This is a genomic window from Azospirillum sp. 11R-A (assembly GCF_049472615.1).
GTDB classification, from domain to species: Bacteria; Pseudomonadota; Alphaproteobacteria; order Azospirillales; family Azospirillaceae; genus Azospirillum; species Azospirillum palustre.
The window spans coordinates 80,689-102,983 of sequence record NZ_JBCEBL010000028.1 but is presented as its reverse complement, the minus strand read 5'-3'; the positions used below and the strand labels follow the sequence as shown (position 1 = coordinate 102,983).

The 22,295-nt window shown below is 66.8% G+C and carries 12 protein-coding genes; 4 read left to right on the top strand and 8 right to left on the bottom strand.

What is annotated here, in order from left to right; all coding sequences use genetic code 11:
* Positions 1–129: 129 nt before the first annotated feature.
* The 5 genes from argH to VH569_RS28350 all read right to left on the bottom strand — a co-directional run bounded on the left by argH (position 130) and on the right by VH569_RS28350 (position 5,886).
* Positions 130–1,671 carry an argininosuccinate lyase gene (gene argH, locus VH569_RS28370; RefSeq protein ID WP_423319827.1) on the bottom strand — a complete coding sequence of 514 codons (1,542 nt, stop codon included), beginning with the start codon at positions 1,669–1,671 and terminating at the stop codon, positions 130–132.
* Positions 1,672–1,737: 66 nt separating this feature from the next.
* Positions 1,738–2,667: a DMT family transporter gene (locus VH569_RS28365; RefSeq protein ID WP_423319826.1), complete on the bottom strand. Its 930-nt coding sequence runs from the start codon at positions 2,665–2,667 to the stop codon at positions 1,738–1,740.
* A gap of 27 nt (positions 2,668–2,694) precedes the next feature.
* A complete protein-coding gene (locus tag VH569_RS28360) occupies positions 2,695–3,921 on the bottom strand; it encodes an ATP-grasp domain-containing protein (RefSeq protein ID WP_423319824.1) in 1,227 nt (408 codons plus the stop codon).
* Positions 3,921–4,988 (bottom strand): cysteine synthase family protein, encoded by a 1,068-nt coding sequence (locus VH569_RS28355; RefSeq protein ID WP_423319823.1) that lies wholly within the window; start codon positions 4,986–4,988, stop codon positions 3,921–3,923. The genes VH569_RS28360 and VH569_RS28355 overlap by 1 nt, the downstream gene beginning before the upstream one ends.
* Before the next feature lie 7 nt (positions 4,989–4,995).
* Complete coding sequence (locus VH569_RS28350) at positions 4,996–5,886, bottom strand: hypothetical protein (RefSeq protein ID WP_423319821.1); 891 nt, start codon at positions 5,884–5,886, stop codon at positions 4,996–4,998.
* Positions 5,887–6,222: 336 nt separating this feature from the next.
* On the opposite strand from VH569_RS28350, the gene VH569_RS28345 reads away from it, so the two are divergent.
* Entirely contained in the window at positions 6,223–6,696 is a 474-nt protein-coding gene (locus tag VH569_RS28345) for an Lrp/AsnC family transcriptional regulator (RefSeq protein WP_377807863.1), read from the top strand.
* Positions 6,697–6,709: 13 nt separating this feature from the next.
* Here VH569_RS28345 and VH569_RS28340 read toward each other — a convergent pair whose 3' ends face one another.
* Positions 6,710–7,165 (bottom strand): thermonuclease family protein, encoded by a 456-nt coding sequence (locus tag VH569_RS28340; RefSeq protein WP_377807862.1) that lies wholly within the window; start codon positions 7,163–7,165, stop codon positions 6,710–6,712.
* Between the two features lie 162 nt (positions 7,166–7,327).
* Here VH569_RS28340 and VH569_RS28335 point away from each other — a divergent pair, with 162 nt between their 5' ends.
* Together VH569_RS28335 and VH569_RS28330 are read left to right on the top strand one after the other, a co-directional pair.
* Positions 7,328–7,543, top strand: coding sequence for a hypothetical protein (locus tag VH569_RS28335; RefSeq protein ID WP_377807861.1), 216 nt, complete (start codon positions 7,328–7,330; stop codon positions 7,541–7,543).
* Positions 7,544–8,153: 610 nt separating this feature from the next.
* Entirely contained in the window at positions 8,154–10,337 is a 2,184-nt protein-coding gene (locus tag VH569_RS28330) for an ATP-dependent RecD-like DNA helicase (protein ID WP_423319818.1), read from the top strand.
* 457 nt (positions 10,338–10,794) lie between these two features.
* Here VH569_RS28330 and VH569_RS28325 read toward each other — a convergent pair whose 3' ends face one another.
* Together VH569_RS28325 and VH569_RS28320 are read right to left on the bottom strand one after the other, a co-directional pair.
* Positions 10,795–12,453 carry an ISL3 family transposase gene (locus VH569_RS28325; protein ID WP_423319816.1) on the bottom strand — a complete coding sequence of 553 codons (1,659 nt, stop codon included), beginning with the start codon at positions 12,451–12,453 and terminating at the stop codon, positions 10,795–10,797.
* Between the two features lie 659 nt (positions 12,454–13,112).
* Positions 13,113–13,454 (bottom strand): hypothetical protein, encoded by a 342-nt coding sequence (locus VH569_RS28320; RefSeq protein ID WP_423319814.1) that lies wholly within the window; start codon positions 13,452–13,454, stop codon positions 13,113–13,115.
* A 194-nt stretch (positions 13,455–13,648) separates the two neighbouring features.
* Between VH569_RS28320 and VH569_RS28315 the strand changes: the two genes are divergently transcribed.
* Positions 13,649–22,237, top strand: a complete 8,589-nt coding sequence (locus tag VH569_RS28315) for a GH36-type glycosyl hydrolase domain-containing protein (RefSeq protein ID WP_423319813.1) — start codon at positions 13,649–13,651, stop codon at positions 22,235–22,237.
* The last annotated feature ends 58 nt before the right edge of the window (positions 22,238–22,295 follow it).

Here is a 22,295-nt window from a genome sequence, read left to right as displayed (position 1 = left end):
GGCTGCCACCGACCCTCGCGTCCCTCATCACCGGGAACGGCCGGGGACTGTCGGTGGCTGTCAGTCTCCCGGCCTTCACCCTCGGCGCAACCTTGGCCGTGCTTGGCATGGTCGACCTCTCACTCCTAATTATGCTTGGCCAAGACGGCCACGACCCGTCCGGTCGAGAACGGCGATGCCGAGGACGCCGTCGACCGCCGCACGCAAGGACCGGCGTGCTTGGCGCCAGCGCCGCCGCTGCTCCACCAGCGCACCACGACGGCTGCGAAGCGAGGCCCGCACCCGTTCGATCTCGCTGGTGGTAGATTCGCGACCGGGGCCTCCGCCATGCTCCTGGGCTGCGGCGATGTCGACCGGCCGCAGTACGGGCGACCGGGTGCCGCGGAACCACTCAGGCCGAGCCTCGCGCGCGGCGGTCTCCAGATCGACCACACCTTGGACCATCATCGAGCGGATGATGTCGCCGACCTCATGGTGGGCGCGGCGGAAGGGCATGCCATGCTCCCGGACCAGCCAGTCGGCCAGCGCGGTGGCGTTGGTCTGGCCGGACACCGCCCTGAGGCGCATGGCGCCCTGGTTCGGCTCCGCCCCGGCCACGATCAGCCGGACCAGCGTCAGCGCATCCAGCATTCCCGAGGCCGCCGACCATACCGGCTTGACGCCCTCGGTGCCGACGGCGATGGAGTTGGAGAAGGGGGTGGCGTGCATCGCCATCGCTGCCGACGTCAGCGCTCCCATCGGCGCTGCCGCCAGACCCTTGACGTGCTCCAGCATGTAGACGTTGCGCTTCTGCGGCATCATCGAACTGGTGCCGACCAGATCGTCGGCCACCGTCAGGAAACCGAACTCGCCGGTGGTCCACAGCTGGAGGTCATGGGCAAGGCGGCTGAGCGTCACGCCGAGGATGCCCAGGGCCGCCAGCAGGCGCAGGACGGCGTCGCGCGAGGCCACGGCGTCGATGGAGTGCGTCCAGGGCGCCGAGAAGCCGAGCAGGGCGGCCGTTCGCCGGGTGTCGATGGGAAGCCCGGTGCCACCTACCGCTCCAGCACCCAGCGGGCAGCGGTCGAGATCGGCCAGCACGGCATGCAGGGACTCGGCGTCGCGGTCCAGCGCCGCGGCAACCCCAGCGTAATAGTGGGCCAGCGTCACCGGCTGGGCGGGCTGGTAGTGGGTGTAGATCGGAAACACGGCGTCGGTGCAGGCCGCAGCGCGGCGCAGGAGCGTGGTCTGGAGCCGGGACAGGCCGGTCAGCAGGTCGGCGACGACGCTGCGCAACCGCAGGCGCAGCACGGTGGCGCCCAGGTCGTTGCGCGAGCGCGCCGTCTGGAGGACGCCGCCGATTTCCTCGCCGAGGTCGGCGATGAGATAGGTCTCGTAGAGCAGGTACACGCCGCGCGGGGCCGAACGTCCGCGCAGGACGGCGAAGCCCGATCCTTCCATCTCGTCGATGCGCCGCAGCAGGGGGGAAACCTGCGCCACCGGCAGCAGGCCGGTCTCGGCCATCATCACCAGATGCGCCCGGTCCACTTGGGTGATCCAGGGCAGGTCACGGTCGATGGCGTCGTCGGCAACGTCGCCGAACAGGATGGACTGGGCCTTCGGGTTGAGCGTCCCAGCCACCCGGCCGGTGTCGCCGAGGTGGGCCAGGATTTGGGCGTTGCTGATCACCATGAGGGTGGCTCCCGGTGAGAAGGAATTTCGGGTGTATGGCTGGTCGGAGCGTGGCTGGTCGCCGGATCAGCGGCTGGAGGTCCGGCGGGCCAGCGTGATGCCGACCAGTGCCAGCGCGCCGCCGAGCCACTGGAGCGGCCCCAGGGCCTCGCCGAACAGCATCCAGGCCAGCGCCGCCGCCGCGACCGGCTGGATGAGCAGGCCGATGGACGAAAAGGTGACCGGAAGGTGTGCCAGCGCATGGGTGATGAGGCCTTGACCGATGACATGGCAGGCGACGCCCAGCGCCAGCACCACGGCCCAACCCCAAGCGGTTGCGGGCAGCAGCGGGCCGCCCTCAAGTGAGGCGGCTACCGCCAGCACCAGGGCGGCGGCAGCACTCGATCCCGCCATGATGACGCTGGTCGAGTGGCTGGACCGCAGGCGTTTCACCGCCATCAGGTAGACGGCGTAGAAGGCGGCGGTGCTGACTGCGATGGCGTCACCCTGCCATTGCCCCTCCGCAGCACTTCCCACCGACGCGAACAGCCCGTCGCCAATCAGCAGTGCCATGCCCGACAGCGAGACCGCCAGGGCGACGATCAGCCCGAGGCCGATCCGCTCGCCGAACAGCAGCCAGCCGAGCAGGGCGACTAAGACAGGGGCGCAGTTGTTGAACAGCGTCGCCTTGGCCACCGAGGTCATGGTGATGCTGAGATGCCAGAGTGCGAGGTCGCCCGCCAACATCAGCCCGGCCACCCCCATCAACGCCATGTCGGCGGCGGTGACGCGCGCGCTGGCGGACCGGGGGGCCTTGCGTTCGGCGAGCATGCCGAGCCAGAAGAAGGGCAGCGCGATGACCAACCGGTAGAAGGCAGTGGCGATCGGCTCCAGTTCGCTGACCCGCACCAGGATGGGGGCGAGCGCGATGGCGAGTGCGCCCGCCAGCAGGGAGAGCAGCGCCGGGTTCGCCCCGGCGCGCGACGATCCGGCTGCCGCAATGGAGGTTGAAGACATGGAAGGGGGCTCCTGCTGCTGTTCCGGTCAGGCGACGGTGGCAAGGGTTCCGGTGCCGTCCGCCGCGATACGGAAGCGGATGGCGCGGCGCGCCAGTTCGGCGGCGGCCACTGCGCCCTCCAGGGTGGGGGCGCTGGTGAGTGCGTGGCCGAGGCGGTCCTGGAAATCGCCGCGGCGGGCTATAGGCAGCGGGGATGCGCGGTAGAGCCGCAGGTCGCGCAGGAAGGGCGCACCCCGTGCCGCCTCCAGACCCTCGGTGGCGAACCACAGTCCGTCGTCGGGGGGCGTGAGGAAGCGGATCGCCGCGTGCTCCTGCCGGGTTGGCGTTACATCCGGGGTCTGGCCGACGGCCAGTTCGACAGTCGCCCGGATGAGGTCGATGCCGGTGGCCTGGCGGACGAGCTCGGGGATGAATCCCCCGGCCAGCCGCGGGTTGACCTCCATCATGTGCGGGCCGTCCTCGCCGAGGCGAAGCTCGACATGCAGCGGCCCCCAGGTGAGGCCGAGTGCCCGCGTTGCGGCGAGCGCAAAGCCCGCGATGCGGTCTGCCGCGGCTGTGGCCAGCGGTGCCGGGAAATCGTGGCCCATCTCAACGAAGTGCGGCAGGGCGCCCAGGTGCTTGCGGGTCACGCCGATGACCGCGTCGTGGAAGATCTCCACCGAATACTCGTCACCCCGGACGACCTCCTCGACCAGCAGCGCGCCGCCGGTCGGGTCGGCGAGCAGGGCCCTGGCATGGGCGGCCACCTCGGCCATCGTGGCGCAGAGCCGGACGCCGACGCTGCCTGATCCGGCCACCGGCTTCAGGACGACGGGCAGCCCGATGCCGATGGCGGCCTGGACCGCATCGGCTGCGCCGGTGACCTCGGCATGGCGCACGCGGTCGACACCGGCCTCGTCCAGGCGGCGGCGCTGGGTCGCCTTGTTGCGGCAGGCGGCCACAGCGTCAGCATCCGGCCCCGGCAGGCCGAGTTCGGCGGCTAGGCAAGCGGCGGTGGCGATGTAGTATTCCGAACTGGAGGTAATCCCGGCCACCCCCTCGCTGGGCGCCAGCTGCTGCACAAGCGAGCGCAGGACGGTCAGGTCGGCGGTATTGGCCTCGATGCTGCGGACGGCGTCCTCGGCGACATAGGGATAGCGGCTGGGCTGGCGGCTGATCAGTACCGGTTCGAAGCCGAGGGCACGGGCGGTTTGAGCGAACAGGCGACCGGTGCCGGACGTGTTGCTCTCGATGAACAGCAGGAGGCGCGGCATCACGCGGCCTCCGCGAGGTCGCGCGCAACCGGGGTGCCTGCCGCCAGCACCTCGTCCAGCGTCCGGCGGTCCCAGCGGAAGCTGCTCCAGCTGGGCCGGACATCGCTGGGATGCGCCACCGGCTGCGGGGCTTCGGGCAGCACGCCGGTCCAGCCCGGCAGCGCGGCGAGCCAGTCGTCATTGTAGATGCTGGCGACGTAGCGGTGGCCCTCGTCGGGGAACAGCGTCACCACCTTGCGGTCGGGATGGGTGCGCGCCCACCAATCGGCCACCAGGTAGGCCGCCCCGCTGGTGCCGCCCTGGTAGAGCGCATGGTGCTGGTGCAGGTGGCGGGTGGCCAGGAACGCCTCGGCGGCACCGACCCAATGGACTTCGTCGAACTGGCGGTGGTCGACGTTCGGTGGCACCAAGCTGTTGCCGAGGCCACGCAGCAGCCGCTTGCCGTCAGGCTGGCCGAAGACGACGCTGTTGGGGGTGTCGACGCCGATGACGTGGAGATCGGGGTTGAGGTGGCGCAAGAAGCGGGCGATACCCGACATCGAGCCGCCGGACCCGACGGTGCCGACGAGACAGTCGACATGACCGAGGCGCTCGGCAATCTGCTCGGCGACCTCGGCATAAGCACGCGGGTTGTCGGCGTTGCCATACTGGGAAGGGCAGAAGCTGCCCGGGTTGGCCTCCAGCGCAGCGCGCAGCCGGTCGAGGCGGGCGGTCTGGAAGCCGCCGATCTCATAGGGCTTCTCGACGATCTCCAGCGTGACGCCAAGTTCCAACAGGCGCTTGTGCAGGTGCTCGTCGATGGCCGGGTCGCTGACCAGGATGAGCTTGTAGCCGCGCACCGCCGCCAGCATGGCGAGTGCCAGCCCGAAGGTGCCCGACGTCGTCTCGCAGATGGTGCCGCCCGGCTTCAGGCGCCCGTCGGCCGCCGCACGGTCCAGCATGTGACGGGCCGGGAGCAGCTTCATCAGGAAGAAGGCGGCGCCGTGCAGGTTGTCCGTCAGCCGCACCAATCGGGGGAGTTCATAGTCGGGAAAGCCACGGGATTCGCGGGACTGGGGCTGGGACATCGTCATCTCAAGCGACATGGCGGACCTCGGCGACATCGGTACGGAAGTGGAAAGCGGGGGGCAGGCCGAAGGCCTCGAGGCGGGCGGCCGCTTCGGCGACCCGGCGGGCCGTGGCCGGGTTGCGGGGGTCGAAGAGCAGGCCGACGACCGTGCCGCTGTGGGCGACCTGGATGCCGAGCGCCCCAGTGGAGGCCGCAATGGCGTTGATCTCCTCGAAGGCGGGCTTGGGCAGGTGGCGCTGGGAGATTCGGGCGCTGGCCGTGGCAACCCGGCCGAGCAGAGCCGCGTCACCGGTGCGGATCGCCCGCCGCAGCATGCCGCGCAGTGGCCGGAAGGCCTGGACCTCCCAGTCGTCGTAGTCGGCCGGAGGCTGCTTCACAGTGTCCACGAGGGCGCTGGGAGCCGTGTTAACGCTGAGGACCTCCAGCGGCGGCAGGGCGGGGCCGAGATGCTCCAGCACAATGCCTTCGCGCTGGGCGAAGAGCACGGCGAGCTCGCCATGCATGATGCTGTCGCTGGCCGTCTCCGCTCGAACCGCCAGCCGGGCGACCTCTTCGGCGGCGAGGACCGCACCGTGGGCGTTGGCGACGGCGCGGATCGCAGCCACCACGTCGGCGGTCGAGGACCCCATGCCGAGGCCGACCGGGATGGTGCTCTCCACCGTCAGGTGGCCGCCCTGGTCATGCAGGCCGAGGCTGTCCAGCGTCAGCCGCGCGGCCTCGGCCGCCTTCAGCTTGTCGTCCGGGACGGTGACCAGATTTCCCGGCGCCGGGCGGAAGACGGCAGTGGATGAGACTATGTCGCACGGGAGCGTGACGAGACCGCGATGCAGGCGGCCTGCATCGTCCGGGAAGACCCCCTGAAGGAGCTCGCCGTGATGGCCGTTTACGCGGCCCAAACCGCGCTCTTTTTGCTGATTTCCCCTGGTGCCAAGGCGCACGGAGGCAAACCGAGAGATCACATCTCCGGGCATTCGAAACCTCTTCGCTGAATGGGTCAGTTTCTATTGTTGATGTTTAGGCGAGTGTCCCCGCTCTAACGGGGATAATTAGCTACTACTGGGAAGTTGTTTGCGCCGCGGCGCAGTTCATTGCGTCGTGATGAGCAGACTGTAGCGCCATCTGGACGGTATGAAATTTCTAATTCTGCCACCCAGTTTGTCACGATGGAAAAATTGACGACGCAGAGCGCGACACTCATAAGTGTGAAATCGCCTCAAACGAGCATTCGCCCCATGCCTGACATCGAACTCGACCAGATCGACCGAAAGATCATCAACCTGCTTCAGGGGAACAGCCAGATCACCAATCTGGAGCTTGCCGACGCGGTTGCGGTGTCGCCACCGACCTGTCTGCGTCGGGTCCGCCGGTTACGCGAGGCTGGGGTCATCGCCAAGGATGTCTCGATCGTCGATCCCAGCAAGCTCGGCAGCCACATCCAGCTGATCGTGACCGTCGAGCTCAAGGGCGACGACCGGGTGCTGATGGATGCCTTCGAGAAAACCATCCACGCCCAGGACTGCGTGACGCAGTGTTATCTGGTCACCGGATCGACCGACTATGTCCTGATGGTCTGCGTCAGGAACATGAGCGAGTTCGAGAAATTCGCCCGGGCGACGCTCTACACCAACCCCTTGATCAAGCGGTTCATCACTCTCACGGTCATCAGCCGGGTCAAGTTCGAGACCAGAATCCCTATCGACGGCTGATCAGACGCTGGCCTCACCGATACTTCCACATCCCCACCCGTTCGGTGCGCGCTGCCTGTTCCTGGAGTTCGTAGAACCCGGCGCTCTCGGCGTGGTCGTCCGTCGCCCATCCCGAGGTGATCATCAGGTGGCCGAGATCGGCGCCCTCGACCGAGCATTGGGCGCTGAGCGGTTTGTCCGGGCTGCCGTCCTTCACGATGCAGATGACCTCGTCCTTGCCGATCAGCGCCTCGAGCAGGCGGCGGGATACCCTGGCGCACGGCTCCCCTTGGCCATTTCCATGGCACAGGGCATCGGCCTCCGGTGCACGGACGCCCCAGAGATGGATGTCCCGTCCTTCCACTTCGATCCGGTCTCCGGCGATGACGGAGATCTCGGCCGCGAGGGTTGCGTGACCGGCCAAAGGCATTAGCAGGGCGGTCAGAGCAATTCGGTGAAATCTGCGGAGCGCTGCAGGAGGCAGGTTCATGCGCCTACTCATGAGGGAATGGCTGTGGCTTAATGCTACCGAACAGCCACGTCTTCGTCATGCAGGAACTTCTCCTTCCCGCCAAGCGCCCGCCAAAAGGTCGCTTGCTTGGCTGCCGGGGCCTGTTCATTGTCCAGGCGTACATTTTCGCGGGGTCTGCTGGTGTTCGTCGTGAGCAAGGAGATGGCGGAAGCCGTGCAGCGAGTCTTCCATGAGCAGGGTGAATGGCCCGCCGTAGCGGAACTGCGCCGCCACGTCCACATCGCTGACAACGCCAACGCCTTGCAGGCGGTCAGGGCCATCGCCTCTTGGCGCACCCTTCCCGCTGATCCACCGGCGCAGCACCATGAAGCTAAGGACGGCCGGGCAAACACGTGAACCAGCTATCGTGTCAAAGCCCCCTCGGCAGACAGCACGATGGGGTCTAGTTGATAGACTGTGCGAGTATACCTGTATGCATTCGCTCTAAATGCACTCTTAAACGCCGCTTTTCGCCGTCTTTCCCGGGAGTTTGCGCCAAAGCCACCCGGTTCCGACTGCTTTGTCGCGTTCCATTGGGCTTCCAGACGCTTTATCCGACTTCAAGCGTGCCTGAGTGCCTTGTTCGCGGTCCTTCGACGCGTAATTCGTCTGCTGCTTGGGCTTGACAAGACGATCTCTGTCGTCTTCGGTCGGGCCTATCGACTCATCTGCCACTCTCAGTCGCCAGGAACGCCAGGAGCTCCCGAGCAAGCTCCTCCGGTGCCTCCTCGGCCATATGGTGCCCGCAGTCCAGACCTCGACCACGCAGATCGGTTGCCCAGAGCCCCCAGACCGAGAGGACATCGCTATAGAGCGCCTCGAGGTCATTGCGCAGTGACCATAGGGCGAGGGTCGGGCAGGCGAGTGTCCGTCCCGTCTGCCAGTCCGTTTCGTCACCCACGTCGGCACCGGACCGTCTTCGCATGTGCGACTGGCCCAGAGCTCCGGAATCAAGCACAATCCCGGCATGAGCGGGCAAGCCATCGCGTCATCGACGGAGTCCCTGGCCGGGCTGGTGGAGCGCGTGACCTTCCACAGCGCCGAGACCGGCTTCTGCGTGCTCCGGGTGAAGGTCCGCGGACATCGGGACTTGGTTGTCGTCGTTGGCCATGCGGCGATGATCTCGGCCGGGGAGTGGATCCAGGCGAGCGGCAACTGGGTCAACGATCGCACCCACGGCCTCCAGTTCAAGACCACCTTCCTGAAGGCCACGCAGCCGACCACGCTGGAGGGCATCGAGAAGTACCTGGGCTCCGGCATGATCAAAGGCATCGGCCCCGTCTACGCCAAGAAGCTCGTGAAGGCGTTCGGCGAGTCCGTGTTCGACGTTATCGAGGCCGAACCCGGTCGCCTGCGCGAGGTCACGGGCATCGGGCCCAGGCGGGCCGACCGCATCGTCAAAGGATGGGCCGACCAGCGGGCGATCAGGGAGATCATGCTGTTCCTGCACGCCAACGGCGTCGGGACCTCCAGGGCCGTCCGCATCTACAAGACCTACGGGCAGGAGGCGATCCAGCTGATCACCGAGAACCCATACCGGCTGGCCCGGGACATCCGCGGCATCGGCTTCAAGACCGCTGATGCCATCGCGGCCAAGCTGGGCATCGAGAAGACGGCCATGGTCCGCGTCCGGGCAGGCATCGGCTATGCGCTGGCCGAGGCCATGGACGAGGGGCACTGCGGCCTGCCGGTGGAGGACCTGGAGAAGCTGGCCAGCGAACTCCTGGAAGTCGGCACCAATCTCGTGGAAGAGGCGCTGGCGGACGAGCTTCTTGACGGCGCCGTCATCGCCGATCAGCTGGAGGGCAGGGATTGCGTCTTCCTGGCCGGACTGTATCGGGCCGAGCAGGCCATCGCTGCCCGGTTGCGGGGACTTGCGGCCGGGACGCTGCCCTGGCCCGCCATCGACATGCAGAAGGCGCTGGAGTGGGTGGAGGGAAAGACGAGACTGACGCTGGCGCCAAGCCAGCGGGAGGCTGTCCGGCTTGCCCTGGCATCCAAGGTCATGGTCATCACCGGCGGCCCGGGCGTGGGCAAGACTACCTTGGTCAACTCCATCCTGAAGATCCTGGCTGCCAAGCACATCCGGATCCTGCTGTGCGCCCCGACCGGCCGGGCGGCCAAGCGGCTCTCGGAGAGCACCGGAATGGAGGCCAGGACCATTCACCGGATGCTCGCCTTCGACCCGGCTGCCGGAGGCTTCAAGCACAGCGAGGAGAACCGGTTGGAATGCGATCTGCTCGTCGTTGACGAGACGTCCATGGTCGACGTGCCGCTGATGAACGCGCTGCTGAAGGCGACGCCTGACAGGTCGGCCCTGATCCTAGTCGGCGATGTCGACCAGTTGCCGTCGGTGGGGCCGGGGCAGGTGCTCGCCGACGTGATCGCATCCGGCGCCGTGCCCGTGGTACGCCTGACCGAGGTTTTTCGACAGGCGGCGGCCAGCCGCATCATCGTCAACGCCCATCGCATCAACCAGGGCCAGATGCCGGATCTGACACCCGTAGAGGGCTCGGACTTCTACTTCGTCGAAGCGGCGGAGCCCGAGGATGGTGTTCGCAAGCTGATCGAGGTCGTTCGGAACCGGATCCCGAAGCGCTTCGGCCTGGACCCCGTACGCGATGTCCAGGTGCTCTGTCCGATGAACCGCGGATGCCTCGGCGCCCGGTCGCTGAACGTGGAACTCCAAGCGGTCCTGAACCCGCCAGGCGATGTCCGGGTCGAGCGCTTCGGCTGGACCTATTGCGTCGGCGACAAGGTGATGCAGACCGAGAACGATTACGAAAAGGAGGTCTACAACGGCGACCTGGGCGTCATCACCGCGATGGAACCGGAGAACAGTGAACTGTTGATCGACTTCGACGGTCGTGAGGTTCCCTACGACTTCGGCGAACTGGATAGGGTATCGCTGGCCTACGCAACGACGATCCACAAGAGCCAGGGATCGGAATACCCGGCTATCGTCATCCCGCTGGCGATGCAACATTGGACGATGCTCAGGCGCAATCTTGTCTATACCGGCGTCACCCGCGGGAAGCGGCTGGTCGTCGTTGTGGGCCAGCGGAAGGCGCTCGGGATGGCTGTGCGGGCACGGCAGGAGGGGCGCCGGTGGTCGAAGCTGAAGGAATGGCTTCTGGCAAAATCGGCCTGACTGGCGCGGGAACGTCTTCCTCTTGCCCAAGGGGGCACGTTCGCTCCGGAAGGGCTTGCTTCAGAGAGTGGGAGGCCGCGCGAGCCCCCGTTGTGATCGGGTAATCCTTGAATTCCAGAGCGAACCTGTCCAAGCTCGGGGAACCATGACACTGCCGCGCTGCCATATCCGTAACCTCCTGCGTGCAGGCCGCGTTCACGCAGGCTCGCCCGCCCCGGATCTGGTCGCCTGAGGCAAGGCTCCTGGACCGTCCGGGGCCAACATAATCTCCGAATCCAAGAGTTCCTCTCGAACCGCATCTATGCGGCCGCGGAGTTATCACGTGCAACCGCTGCATGACCGATGAGGCGTCCGCCGGGGGACGCCGCTTGGTAGCTGTGTCAATCGGCTTGAGATAGGGGGCTCTTCCAAGTTTTGTGTGGATGACCGGAGCGTGTTTCACTATTTGATGTTCGCGTCAGGCGTGACTGAGGACCCGAGCGCGCAGCAGATCGAAGCCAGCCCGGCCATACATCGCGCGCTTGATCGCCTTCAGCCGGTTGACTTGGCCCTCGACCTGCCCGCTGCTCCACGGCTCGCTCAGGGCGGCGCGCACCGCATCCTCGTCGCGGCGGATCCCGGCAGCGAACGGTGACAGCGCGCTGACCTCTGCCTCGCGCAACCAGCCATCGAATGGGTCAGGCACCTTGCCCTTCACCATCTCGCAGAAGCGGGTGATGAGATCGGCGGCCGTCGCGATCGCCGGTGAGCGCTCCCTCAACGCCTGGACAAAGCGGCGGTCCTCGTCGGTCAACCTGTCGGGATCGCCGGCCAGGAGCCGCACCGCACGCCGAGGTGTCGGAGGCTCGGACTGCTTCGCCGACACCGGCTTATCGGAGGTTCCCCTCGGTTCGGCGGGCGGATCCTGCCGCCGGCGTCGGGTTCCCCAATCCCGCACGACGCTGTACTGTCCGGGAAACCCGCGCTCCTGGAGTTCCCGCCACAGCGCTGCGGCGTTCCGGCAACCCGCCTGCCAGCGATCCTCCAGATAACCATGGTACGGATTGAGGATGCTGGTGCCGCGGTCGGCATGCTGCCAAGTCGGGGCATGGCCGGCGCGCAGCCAACGGCGCACCGTTTTGCGTTCGACACCGAGCGACCGGGCAACCGCCCGGGTGGACAGGCCCTGGTCGCGCAAGCGAACCGCTTCCGCATAGCGGGCGTCACGGCGCTCCTGAGCCGCTTGCGCCCGCCGTTCTGTGCTGCGCAGCCGCCGCTCCGGTTCGGCGGCGACCGGCTGGGGAGCTTCACTCATCTCCCCCGGCGGCTCCGATGGCGCGCTCGCCATCCGAGCGGCGGCTCGGAGGTCACGATGATGGTGCTCCAGAACAGAGCGAAGGGCATCGCTGGCGTTGCGCAGCAGATGCCATCTGTCGGTGATCTGGAGGGCGTTTGGCGCCCCACGCGCCGTCCCCTCGGCATAGGCGCCGGCGCGGTCGCGCACGACGACGGTGACGTTGGGGTGGGCTGCCAACCACGTTGCCAGTGTGTCGGCGCTGCGGTCGGGCAGCAGGTCGATGACGCGCCGGCGCTCGAGGTCGCACAGGATTGTTCCGTACCGGTGGCCCTTGCGCCAAGCCCAGTCATCCACCCCCAGAACCGTCACTGGAGCGACCGCCATGTCGATGCCGACGCGCACCCTGTGCCCCAGCGTCGTCCGGCTGATCGGCACGCCCATGGCCCTGGCATGACGGGAGCCGGGATTGCCGCCGAGCGCCAGACCAATGGTCCGGTGCACAGCCCGCAGCCGGTCGGTCTGGCGCGCCCGCGGGCGGGCGACGCCGGGCAAGGGTTCGGCAAAGGTGCGGCGCGGACACGTGGCATTGGAGCAGCGGAAGCGCCGGACGCGGATCAGCAGAACGGTGGGGCGTCCGAAGCATGCCACATCACCAAGGCTGCGCCAGTAGGCGCCGTGAACGCGGCGTGAGGGTGTGCCGCAGCCGATGCAGGACACCGACGCTGCAGCCGGCTGTGCACGTACGGTGATCCGATAGAAGCTATGATCGATCTGATCCAGGACTTGAAGATTGGGCAGAAAGCCGATCGACGACAGAGAGATGTTCAAGGGAACAACCATGATGAAGGAGGGTTCTTTCCTTCCATATGGCCTCCCTGGCCCGCGAAAGAGCTTGCGTCTTCCACCGGATGTTCAGAGCTTCCTACTCAACCTCTGCTTTGTCACACAAAACTTGGAAGAGCCCCTTATTCCATGCCGATTCACAAGCGCCCATTGGTCCCGTCATGCTCCATGTTCCAGCTCAGTCTCCTTGTCGTAGTTTCTCGTCCGTCCTATGGCGTCACCCCGGACAGTCTGAAAGCCCTGGACCGACCACAAGGCCAGAGGTATTGGGCCATCCGCGAAATTTCAGCATACGTCCGGCCACATCCGGGCTTTTCTCCAAAGACTGGGGTGTCGCCGTATCGGTGATGGGCTTCGTGAGCAAGCGGGAAAACCACCGGCAAAACGCCTGCCTTGGAAGACGGACTGAAGCGCTCACACGGCGATCTGGCGGACTGTTCTTGGAATCCATTGCACATGATTTTGCGGCGCATGAGTCCATATGGCGGAATCGCCACAATATCGACCCAGCTTCATCACCATTTCCTCGATAGGCGATTTCGCAATCGTTGAAACGCGGCGCAACGAGGAAACTATCGCGGCATCCTTGGTTCAATCCGCCGAACATATGGAGCACGACCATGTCCCTTCCCCCGACGGATACCGGCTCTTTATCCTCATGGAACGCCGTGAAAGCATACTTCGTGCCACCTGTGGTGATTCCAGTCGCCATCGCGCTGACGGTCTTGCTCTTCGTCCTGATACATGGTCCCGCTGTCTGAACCGAAGGCTTCGCCATGTTCGAGAGCGTCGATCGGAAGTCCTTTGAACGATGCGTTGTCCACGTCCCGCTGTAGCCAACCGATTTCAGCAGGAAGGACCGAACTGGGGCTCGCGTCATCAAGGACGGGACGGTCCACTGTCACCCCCATCACCGTGGCCAACGTGTCGACCTGAACCTCGCAAAGCTGTTGATCGGCCTTCCCATGCGCGACGATCAGATAGTCCGTGGCCCGCATCAAAAGAATGAGCTGACGGCAGCCTATGCCGGGACACTCACAGAAATTCCGCCTTCAGCCCTCGCGCCAAAGAAGACAGCCCTAAAAAATGGTGCGGCGGCCAACCTCGATGCCTACAGCGATGATCACACCACTGTTTGGCACGCATCTCTCTTAATCGCGGTCGCACGCTGATGCTGGCCGGAAAGGCACTGATGAATGCGATCCTCCGCCATGCTTTCGGGCGTCGTCTGCCACCGTCCCCCTGGAGCGATCTGGCACCGGTGCGCGAGGAGCTCTTCGGTCTGGACCGGCTCGAGCGGCATGCGGAGAGTCTCGCCGCCGCGCAGCCGGTGACACGCAAGCCGCTTGCCGTCCTGTCCCTGCACACCCGCCTCGCCGACAACGCCGCGGTGCTCCTCGCCGCCTATCGGGCCAGTGCGGCGGAATTGGAGCGCGGTCGCAGTGTGGATCCCGCCGCGGAATGGCTGCTCGACAATTACCATGTCGTCGAAGAACAGATCCGGGAAATCCGCGTCGACCTGCCGCCGGGTTATTACCGTCAGTTGCCGAAGCTCGCTGACGGGCCGTTCGCCGGGTATCCTCGGGTGTTCGGACTGGCCTGGGCCTTCGTTGCCCACACGGACAGCCACCTCGATCCCGCCATCCTGCGTCGTTTCATCGCCGCCTATCAGCGGGTCCAGCCACTGTCCATCGGCGAGCTGTGGGCAGTCGCGATTACGCTTCGCATCGTCCTCATCGAGAACCTGCGCCGACTCGCCGACCAGATCACCGCCGGACGCGTGGCACAGGCGGACGCCGACGCACTGGCAGACCGTCTTCTCGCGTCGGGGGACAGCCGTTCCGCCCTCGAAGCGGACATGGCCACGCGCTCTTCCGGTTCCTTGTCCGACGTGTTCGCCGCAGAATTGGCGAAGCGGCTGCGGGACCAAGACCCGCGAACGACGCCGGCCCTCGGCTGGCTGGAGGAGCGGCTCAACCGTCAAGGCGCAACGGTCGACGGTGTGGTCCAGCACGCTCAGCAGAGGTTGGGCGCCTCCAACGTCACCGTGCGCAATGTCATCACCAGCATGCGGCTGATCTCCGACATCGACTGGGCGGACCTGTTCGAGAGCGTGAGCCTCGTCGACGAACAACTTCGCGCGGCGAGCGGCTTTGCCGCCATGGATTTCCCCACGCGCAACCTCTACCGGAGCGCCATTGAGGAACTGGCCCGCGGTTCGTCATTCCCGGAACTCGCCATCGCCGGTCTGGCACTGTCAGCATCACGTGCAGCGGCGGCGGAAGCAGCCAACGGTGCGGACGCCGCGCGTGTCGGCGACCCCGGCTATCATCTGATCGTGGAAGGGCGAGGCGCACTTGAGCGGCGCGTCGGCTTTCGACCACCGGCCCGGCTGCGGATCAGCCGTTTCAGCGTTCATCTGGGAATCGGCGGCTATGTCGGTGCGATCCTGTCCGTGACGGCGCTATTGCTGGGTCTCGCGGTGTGGGCGGCCTGGCTTCCCGGTATGGGCGGCTGGCTCGTCCTGTTCGCCCTTGCCGGCGTCCTGCCGGCCTCCGAAGTGGCAACGGCGCTGGTCAACCGCGCGGTTACCGGGCTGTTCGGAGCGATCACCCTGCCTGGGCTCGAACTGGCGGACGGCGTGCCCCCGTCACAACGCACGCTCGTCGCCGTTCCGACACTGCTGACCGGCGAGGCCGACCTCCTGGAGCAGATCGAGCGGCTGGAGGTTCACCACCTCGCCGGGGCCGGCGGCGACCTCGTCTTCGCCCTGTTGTCGGATGGTCTCGACGCAGACCGGGAAGTGGTGGCTGACGACGACGCTCTCCTGGTGGTGGCCGCCGCGGCCATCGAGCGGCTGAATCTGCGCCATGGCCCCGGTCCCGACGGCGGAAACCGTTTTTTGCTGCTGCATCGCCGCCGGCTCTACAATGACGGCGAGGGCAAATGGATGGGCTGGGAGCGCAAGCGCGGCAAGCTGCACGAACTCAACCGGCTGTTGCGCGGCGCCACCGACACCAGCTTCATGCCCATTGCCGGTCGCGCGCCGCAGGTGCCGGCCGACGTGCGCTATGTCATCACGCTTGACGCCGACACGCGACTGCCGCGGGACGCCGCACTCCGGCTGGTCGGCAAGATGGGGCACCCGCTGAACCGGCCGACCTTCGACGCGGCCGGGCGGCGCGTCATCAACGGCTATGCCATTCTTCAGCCCCGCATCACGCCGTCGCTGTCGCTCGGCGGCAAGGGCTCGCTCTATCAGCGGATCGTCTCCGGCCCCGGCGGCATCGACCCCTATGCGTCGGCCATCTCCGACGTTTACCAGGATCTGTTCGGCGAGGGATCCTTCACCGGAAAAGGTATCTACGACGTCGATGCTTTCGAAGCGGCGCTGGACGGCCGGGTTCCGCACAATGCCCTGCTCAGCCACGACCTGTTCGAAGGTGTTTTCGCCCGCGCCGGTCTCGCTTCCGACGTCGAACTCGTCGAGGAGTTCCCCTCGCGCTACAACGTCGCTGCCAAGCGTCAGCACCGCTGGACCCGCGGCGACTGGCAACTGCTCCCCTGGATACTCGGCCATAGGACAGGTCCTCAGGCGGCCCCGCCGGTCGGTCGCTGGAAGATGCTGGATAACCTGCGGCGCTCGCTGCTGGCGCCGTTCACCCTGGTGACGCTGGCCGTGAGCTGGCTGCTGCCTCTGCCGTCCGCCTTGGCGGGAGTCCTGCTCGTGCTCGCCGTCAGCGCGGTTCCGGCTTTCCTGCCGGCGGTGTCCTCGGTGCTGCCGGGCCGGCCGGGTACCCGCCTCGGCAACCACGTCGGCTCGCTCATGCAGGATCTGCGGATGGCGGCGATGCGGACCGTGATGTCGGTTGCCTTCCTGGCCGACCAGGCGTGGCGGATGGCCGATGCGATCGCAAGGACATTGACCCGACTGTTCGTCACGCACCGCCACCTTCTCGAATGGACGACGGCGGCGCAGACAAGCGGCCGGCCGCGACTGGATCTCGGCGGCTTCTATCGCGACATGGCGGGTGGCACCGCGCTTGGGCTCGTCGTGGTGGCTGGTACCGTTGCCGTAACGCCATCGTCCTGGCCGCTGGCCCTGCCTTTCACCCTGCTGTGGCTGACGGCCCCCGCGCTCGCCGCGTGGACCAGCCGGTCGCCGGCCATACTTCGGCGGGCGGCGTTCTCCGATCCGGATGCCCGCGACCTGCGCCTCACCGCGCGGCGCACCTGGCGTTTTTTCGAGACGTTCGTCACACCTGCCGAGAACATGCTGCCGCCGGACAATTTCCAGGAGGACCCGAAGCCGGTGGTCGCCCACCGGACATCGCCGACCAACATCGGTCTCTACCTGCTTTCCACCGTCGCCGCCCGCGACTTCGGCTGGTCAGGAACGACGGAAACCATCGAGCGGCTGGAGGCGACGTTCGAGTCCATGCGGAAGCTCTCGCAGTTCAGGGGGCATTTCTACAACTGGTATGGAACACAGGATCTGAGAGTGTTGGAACCGGCCTATGTCTCGTCGGTCGACAGCGGGAACCTTGCCGGCCATCTGATCGCACTCGCGAACGCCTGCGAGGAATGGATGGACTGTGCTCCGGCGGCGGACGCCCGACTTGGCATGATGGATACCCTCGCCCTGGCGCGAGAGGCCGCAGACGCCCTGCCCACAGCGGACGGCGCGCAAATACGCCGACTTGGCGCCGTTCTTGACGAGATCGCCGCCCAGCTCAACGGGGGCCAGTCCCTCGAGGTCCAGTTGCCGACGCTGAAGCGGCTGTCCGACAGGGCCGTCGAGGCGGCTCGTGACATCATCCCGACGGGCGGGCCGTCGGCCGGTGGTGACGGTCCGGCGGATTTGATGTTCTGGATAATGGCATTGCGGACCGCGGCGATCGAGCATGGCCGTGACCGGTTCCCGGTCGCCGGGACGCCGAACATGCTGAGGGGCCGGTTGCGTAGCCTCGCCGATACGGCACGCGCCATGGCGCTCGCGATGGATTTCTCCTTCCTTCTCGATCCCGAACGCAAACTGCTGTCGATCGGCTACGCTCTCCCCGACAACAGCCTGGATCCGAGCTGCTATGACCTGCTTGCCTCGGAAGCCCGGCTCGCCAGCCTGTTCGCCATCGCAAAGGGCGACGTCGCGACGCGGCACTGGTTCCGTCTCGGCCGTGCGGCGACACCGGTCGGCAACGGCTCCGCGCTGATCTCCTGGTCCGGCTCCATGTTCGAATATCTGATGCCGGCGCTGGTGATGCGCGCGCCGGTTGGCAGCCTTCTGGAGCAAACGAGCCGTCTGGTGGTGGAGCGTCAGCAAGCCTACGGCAGAACGCTGGGGGTACCATGGGGAATCTCGGAATCCGCCTACAGCGCCCGCGACCTGGAGTTCACGTACCAGTACTCGAACTTCGGTGTTCCCGGCCTCGGCCTCAAGCGCGGCCTCTCCGAGAATCTCGTCATCGCGCCCTACGCCACCGGGTTGGCCGCGATGGTGGATCCGCACGGCGCGCGGCTGAACTACGACCGCCTCGCCGCGATGGGCGCATGCGGGCGCTATGGCTTCTACGACGCCCTCGACTTCACCCGCTCCAGGCTTCCCGAAGGCGCGGAAATGGCCGTCGTGCGCAACGTCATGGCCCATCACCAGGGCATGACCATCGTCGCCATCGCCAACGCCCTGCAGGACGGCCGGATGCGTGACCGTTTCCACCGCGAACCCATGATCATGGCCAGCGAACTGCTGCTCCAGGAACGCATGCCGCGCGACGTCGTCGTCGGACATCCGCGGGCCGAGGAGGTGAAGACCTCCGCAATGGGCGTCGCCATCGCATCGCCGACGGTGCGCCGCCTTACCGCGCCGCCCTCCGCCGCAGCCCCGGTCACTCACCTGCTCTCCAACGGGCGCTACACAGTGATGCTGACCGCGGCGGGGGCGGGCTACAGCCTGTGGCGTGACATCGCCGTGACCCGCTGGCGCGAGGATGCCACCCGGGACGATTTGGGGACGTTTATTTTCCTGCGCGACACGCAGACCGGCGAACTGTGGTCTGCCAGCGCGCAGCCGATCGGGCGTGCGGCGGACCATGCCGAGGTGGTGTTCGGCGAGGATCACGTCGAATTCATCCGCCATGACGGGACATTGACCACCACCATGGACGTTCTGGTCTCCGGCGAGGCCGACGGTGAAGTCCGCCGCATCTCGCTGACCAATGGCGGCCGGCGACCGCGCGTGATCGAAGTGACGTCCTATGCCGAGCTGGTCCTGACCACGCCGGCCGCCGACGCCGCCCATCCGGCCTTCGCCAAGATGTTCGTGCAGACCGAGTTCCACGCCGAGTTCGGCGCGCTGGTCGCCACCCGCCGCCCGCGCTCGCCACGCGAGCCGCCGGTCTGGGCCGCCCACTTCGCCGTCGTCGACGGCGGGATTGCGGCCGATCCACAATACGAGACCGACCGGGCCCGTTTCATCGGGCGTGGCCACACCGTCGGCACGGCCGCCGCGATCACCGACGGCCAGCCGCTGTCGAACAGCCTCGGGACGGTTCTCGACCCGATTGTCGCGATCAGGCAGCACCTGACGATCCCGCCCGGCGGGGTCGCGCGGGTCGCTTTCTGGACCTTGGTCGCATCGTCGCAGGCAACGCTTCTTGACCTTGTCGATCAGCATGTCGACCGGAATGCCTTCGACCGGGCGAAAACCCTGGCATGGACCCAGGCCCAGGTCCAGCTTCGCCACTTGGCCATCGGGGCCGACGAGGCCGCCGACTTCCAGCGCTTGGCCGCGCCGATCCTGTACGCCGATGCCCGCTTCCGGGCTCCCTCCGCGACAATAGCCGGTGGCGCGGGAGCCCAGTCGGGCCTGTGGCCGCACGCGATTTCAGGGGATCTGCCCATCGTCGTGCTGCGCATCGACGACGTCGAGGACATCGCCCAGGTCCGCCAGTTGCTGCATGCCCACGAATACTGGCGCATGAAGCGTCTGGCCGTCGATCTGGTGATCGTCAACGAGCGCGCCTCATCCTATGTGCAGGATCTTCAGGTCGCCATCGAGACTGCGGTGCGCAGCAGCCAGTCGCGGCCACGGTTCGGCGAGGAACCGGCGCAAGGTTCGGTCTACGCGATGCGTGCCGACTTGATGCGTGCCGATGCACGCGCTCTGCTCCATTCGGTCGCCCGTGTCGTGCTGATTGCCCGGCGCGGCTCCATCGCCGAACAGATCGCCCGCCTGCAGCGGCAATCGTTCCCATCGGCACCCATCGACACTCCCGTTTCACTCCAATCCGCATCCCAGCCCATGTCGGATCAGGTGCCGGTGCCGGGAGCCCTCGAATTTTTCAACGGTCTGGGCGGCTTCGACAAGGACGGGCAGGAGTATGTGATCATCCTCGACGCTGGCCGCATGACGCCCGCTCCCTGGATCAACGTGATCGCCAACCCCGATTTCGGCTTCCAGGCGGCGGCGGAGGGCGGCGGTTTCACCTGGGCAGGGAACAGCCGGGAAAACCAGCTCACGCCGTGGTCCAACGATCCGGTCGGCAACCCGGCTGGGGAAGCGATCTATCTCCGCGATGAGGTGACCGGGGACCTGTGGAGCGCCACCGCGCAGCCGATCCGCAACGGCGGGACCTATATCGCCCGCCATGGTCGCGGTTACAGCCGCTTCGAACATCGGGCGCACGGCATCGCGCTGGAGCTTCTGCAATACGTGCCACTGGCCGATCCGATCAAGATTTCCCGCCTGACCCTGCGCAATCATTCGCCCGGCCGGCGCACACTGTCCGTCACCGCCTATGCGGAGTGGGTGCTCGGCACGGCACGTGGCGCTTCGGCTCCGTTCATCGCAACGGAGATTGACGCGGCCACTGGAGCCATGCTGGCCCGCAACCGCTGGAGCCCGACCTTCGGTGAACGCGTCGCCTTCGCCGATCTCGACGGCCGGCAGACGGCGTGGACGGCCGACCGCACCGAGTTCCTCGGCCGCAACGGCGGCCCCTCGGCGCCAGCGGCGCTCGTCGGGCGGTCACCGCTGTCCGGGGCGACCGGCGCCGGCCTTGATCCCTGCACGGCCTTGCAGGGCGTTGTCGAGTTGGAGGCCGGCGAGACGGTCGAAATCGTCTGGTTCCTTGGGCAATGCGCCTCGGCGGAGGCGGCTCGCGAGCTGATTGCGCGCTACCGCGACGCCGATCTCGACGCCGTTCTCGAAGCGGTCACCGATCACTGGACTTCCGTGCTCGGCGCCGTTCAGGTCAAGACGCCGGACCGGGCGATGGACATCATGCTGAACGGTTGGTTGCTCTACCAGACGCTGGCCTGCCGCATCTGGGCACGCTCGGCTTTCTATCAGGCGAGCGGCGCCTACGGCTTCCGAGACCAGTTGCAGGACGGGATGGCGCTGAGCTTCGCCATGCCGAATGAGGCGCGGCGCCATCTGCTGCGCGCCGCTGGCCGGCAGTTCGTCGAAGGCGACGTCCAGCACTGGTGGCTGCCGCAGTCCGGGCAAGGGGTACGGACGCGGATCTCGGACGATCGCGTGTGGCTTGCCTTCGCCACCGCCACCTACATCGCCAGTTCGGGTGACGCAGCGATCCTAGAGGAGAGCGTGCCGTTCCTCGAAGGTCCGCCCTTGCGTCCCGGCGAGCACGACGCCTTCTTCCAGCCGGCGACTGCCGACGAGTGCGCCTCGCTGTTCGAACACTGTGCCCGCGGCCTCGACCAAAGCCTCGTCCTGTCCGGCGAGCACGGGTTGCCGCTCATCGGCACCGGCGACTGGAACGATGGCATGAACCGCGTCGGCCAGGACGGCAAGGGGGAAAGTGTCTGGCTTGGCTGGCTGCTGCTCCGCACCATCGCGCTGTTCGCGCCGCTGGCGGACAGTCGCGACGCCGTCCGCGCCCGCCGCTGGCGTGACCATGCCGAGGCATTGCGCCAGTCGCTGGAGCGCGAGGCTTGGGATGGCGCATGGTACCGCCGGGCGACATTCGACGACGGCACATGGCTTGGCTCTGCCGCGTGCGAGGAGTGCCGCATCGACTCCATCGCCCAATCCTGGGCAGTGCTCTCGGGTACCGCCGATCCCGAGCGTGCCGCGACGGCGATGGCGTCGATGGAAAGATTGCTGATCCGACCCGACGATGGCCTGGCGCTGCTGTTCACGCCGCCGTTCGATGGGACGACGTCCGATCCCGGCTATATCCGCGGCTATCCGCCGGGCCTGCGCGAGAATGGCGGACAATATAGCCACGCCGCCATGTGGGCGATACTTGCGTTCGCCAAGCTGGGTGACGGCAGCAGGGCGGCCGCCCTGTTCGACCTGCTCAATCCGATCAACCGCGCCCGCACGCCGGCGGAGGCCGAGCGCTACAAGGTCGAACCCTATGTTGTCGCCGCCGATGTCTATTCGGTGGCGCCACATGAAGGGCGCGGCGGTTGGAGCTGGTATACGGGTGCGGCGGGGTGGATGTACCGTGCTGGCACCGAGGGCATCCTCGGCATCCGCCGCGAGGGCGCATTCCTGGTCGTCGATCCGTGTCTTCCGGCTTCATGGACAGGCTTCGAAGCCACGGTAACCGTGGATTCGACCTACTACCACATCCGTGTGGAGGCGACGTCGCACGGTGATCGCGACGCATCGGACGCGGTCCTCGATGGCTCGCGTTTCGACCGGACCGGCGAAGCGGTGCGCCTGCCGCTCGATGGCGGGAGGCATAGCCTGGTCCTGCCGCTGCGGGATCGTCATGGGAAGCGGAGGTGGCAACCTGCCGATTGCAGCGGATAAGCCGCTCCCCAACGGGGGGTACGCAGCGGCGTCCTTAGGATCGCGAAGGGCGCCGTGG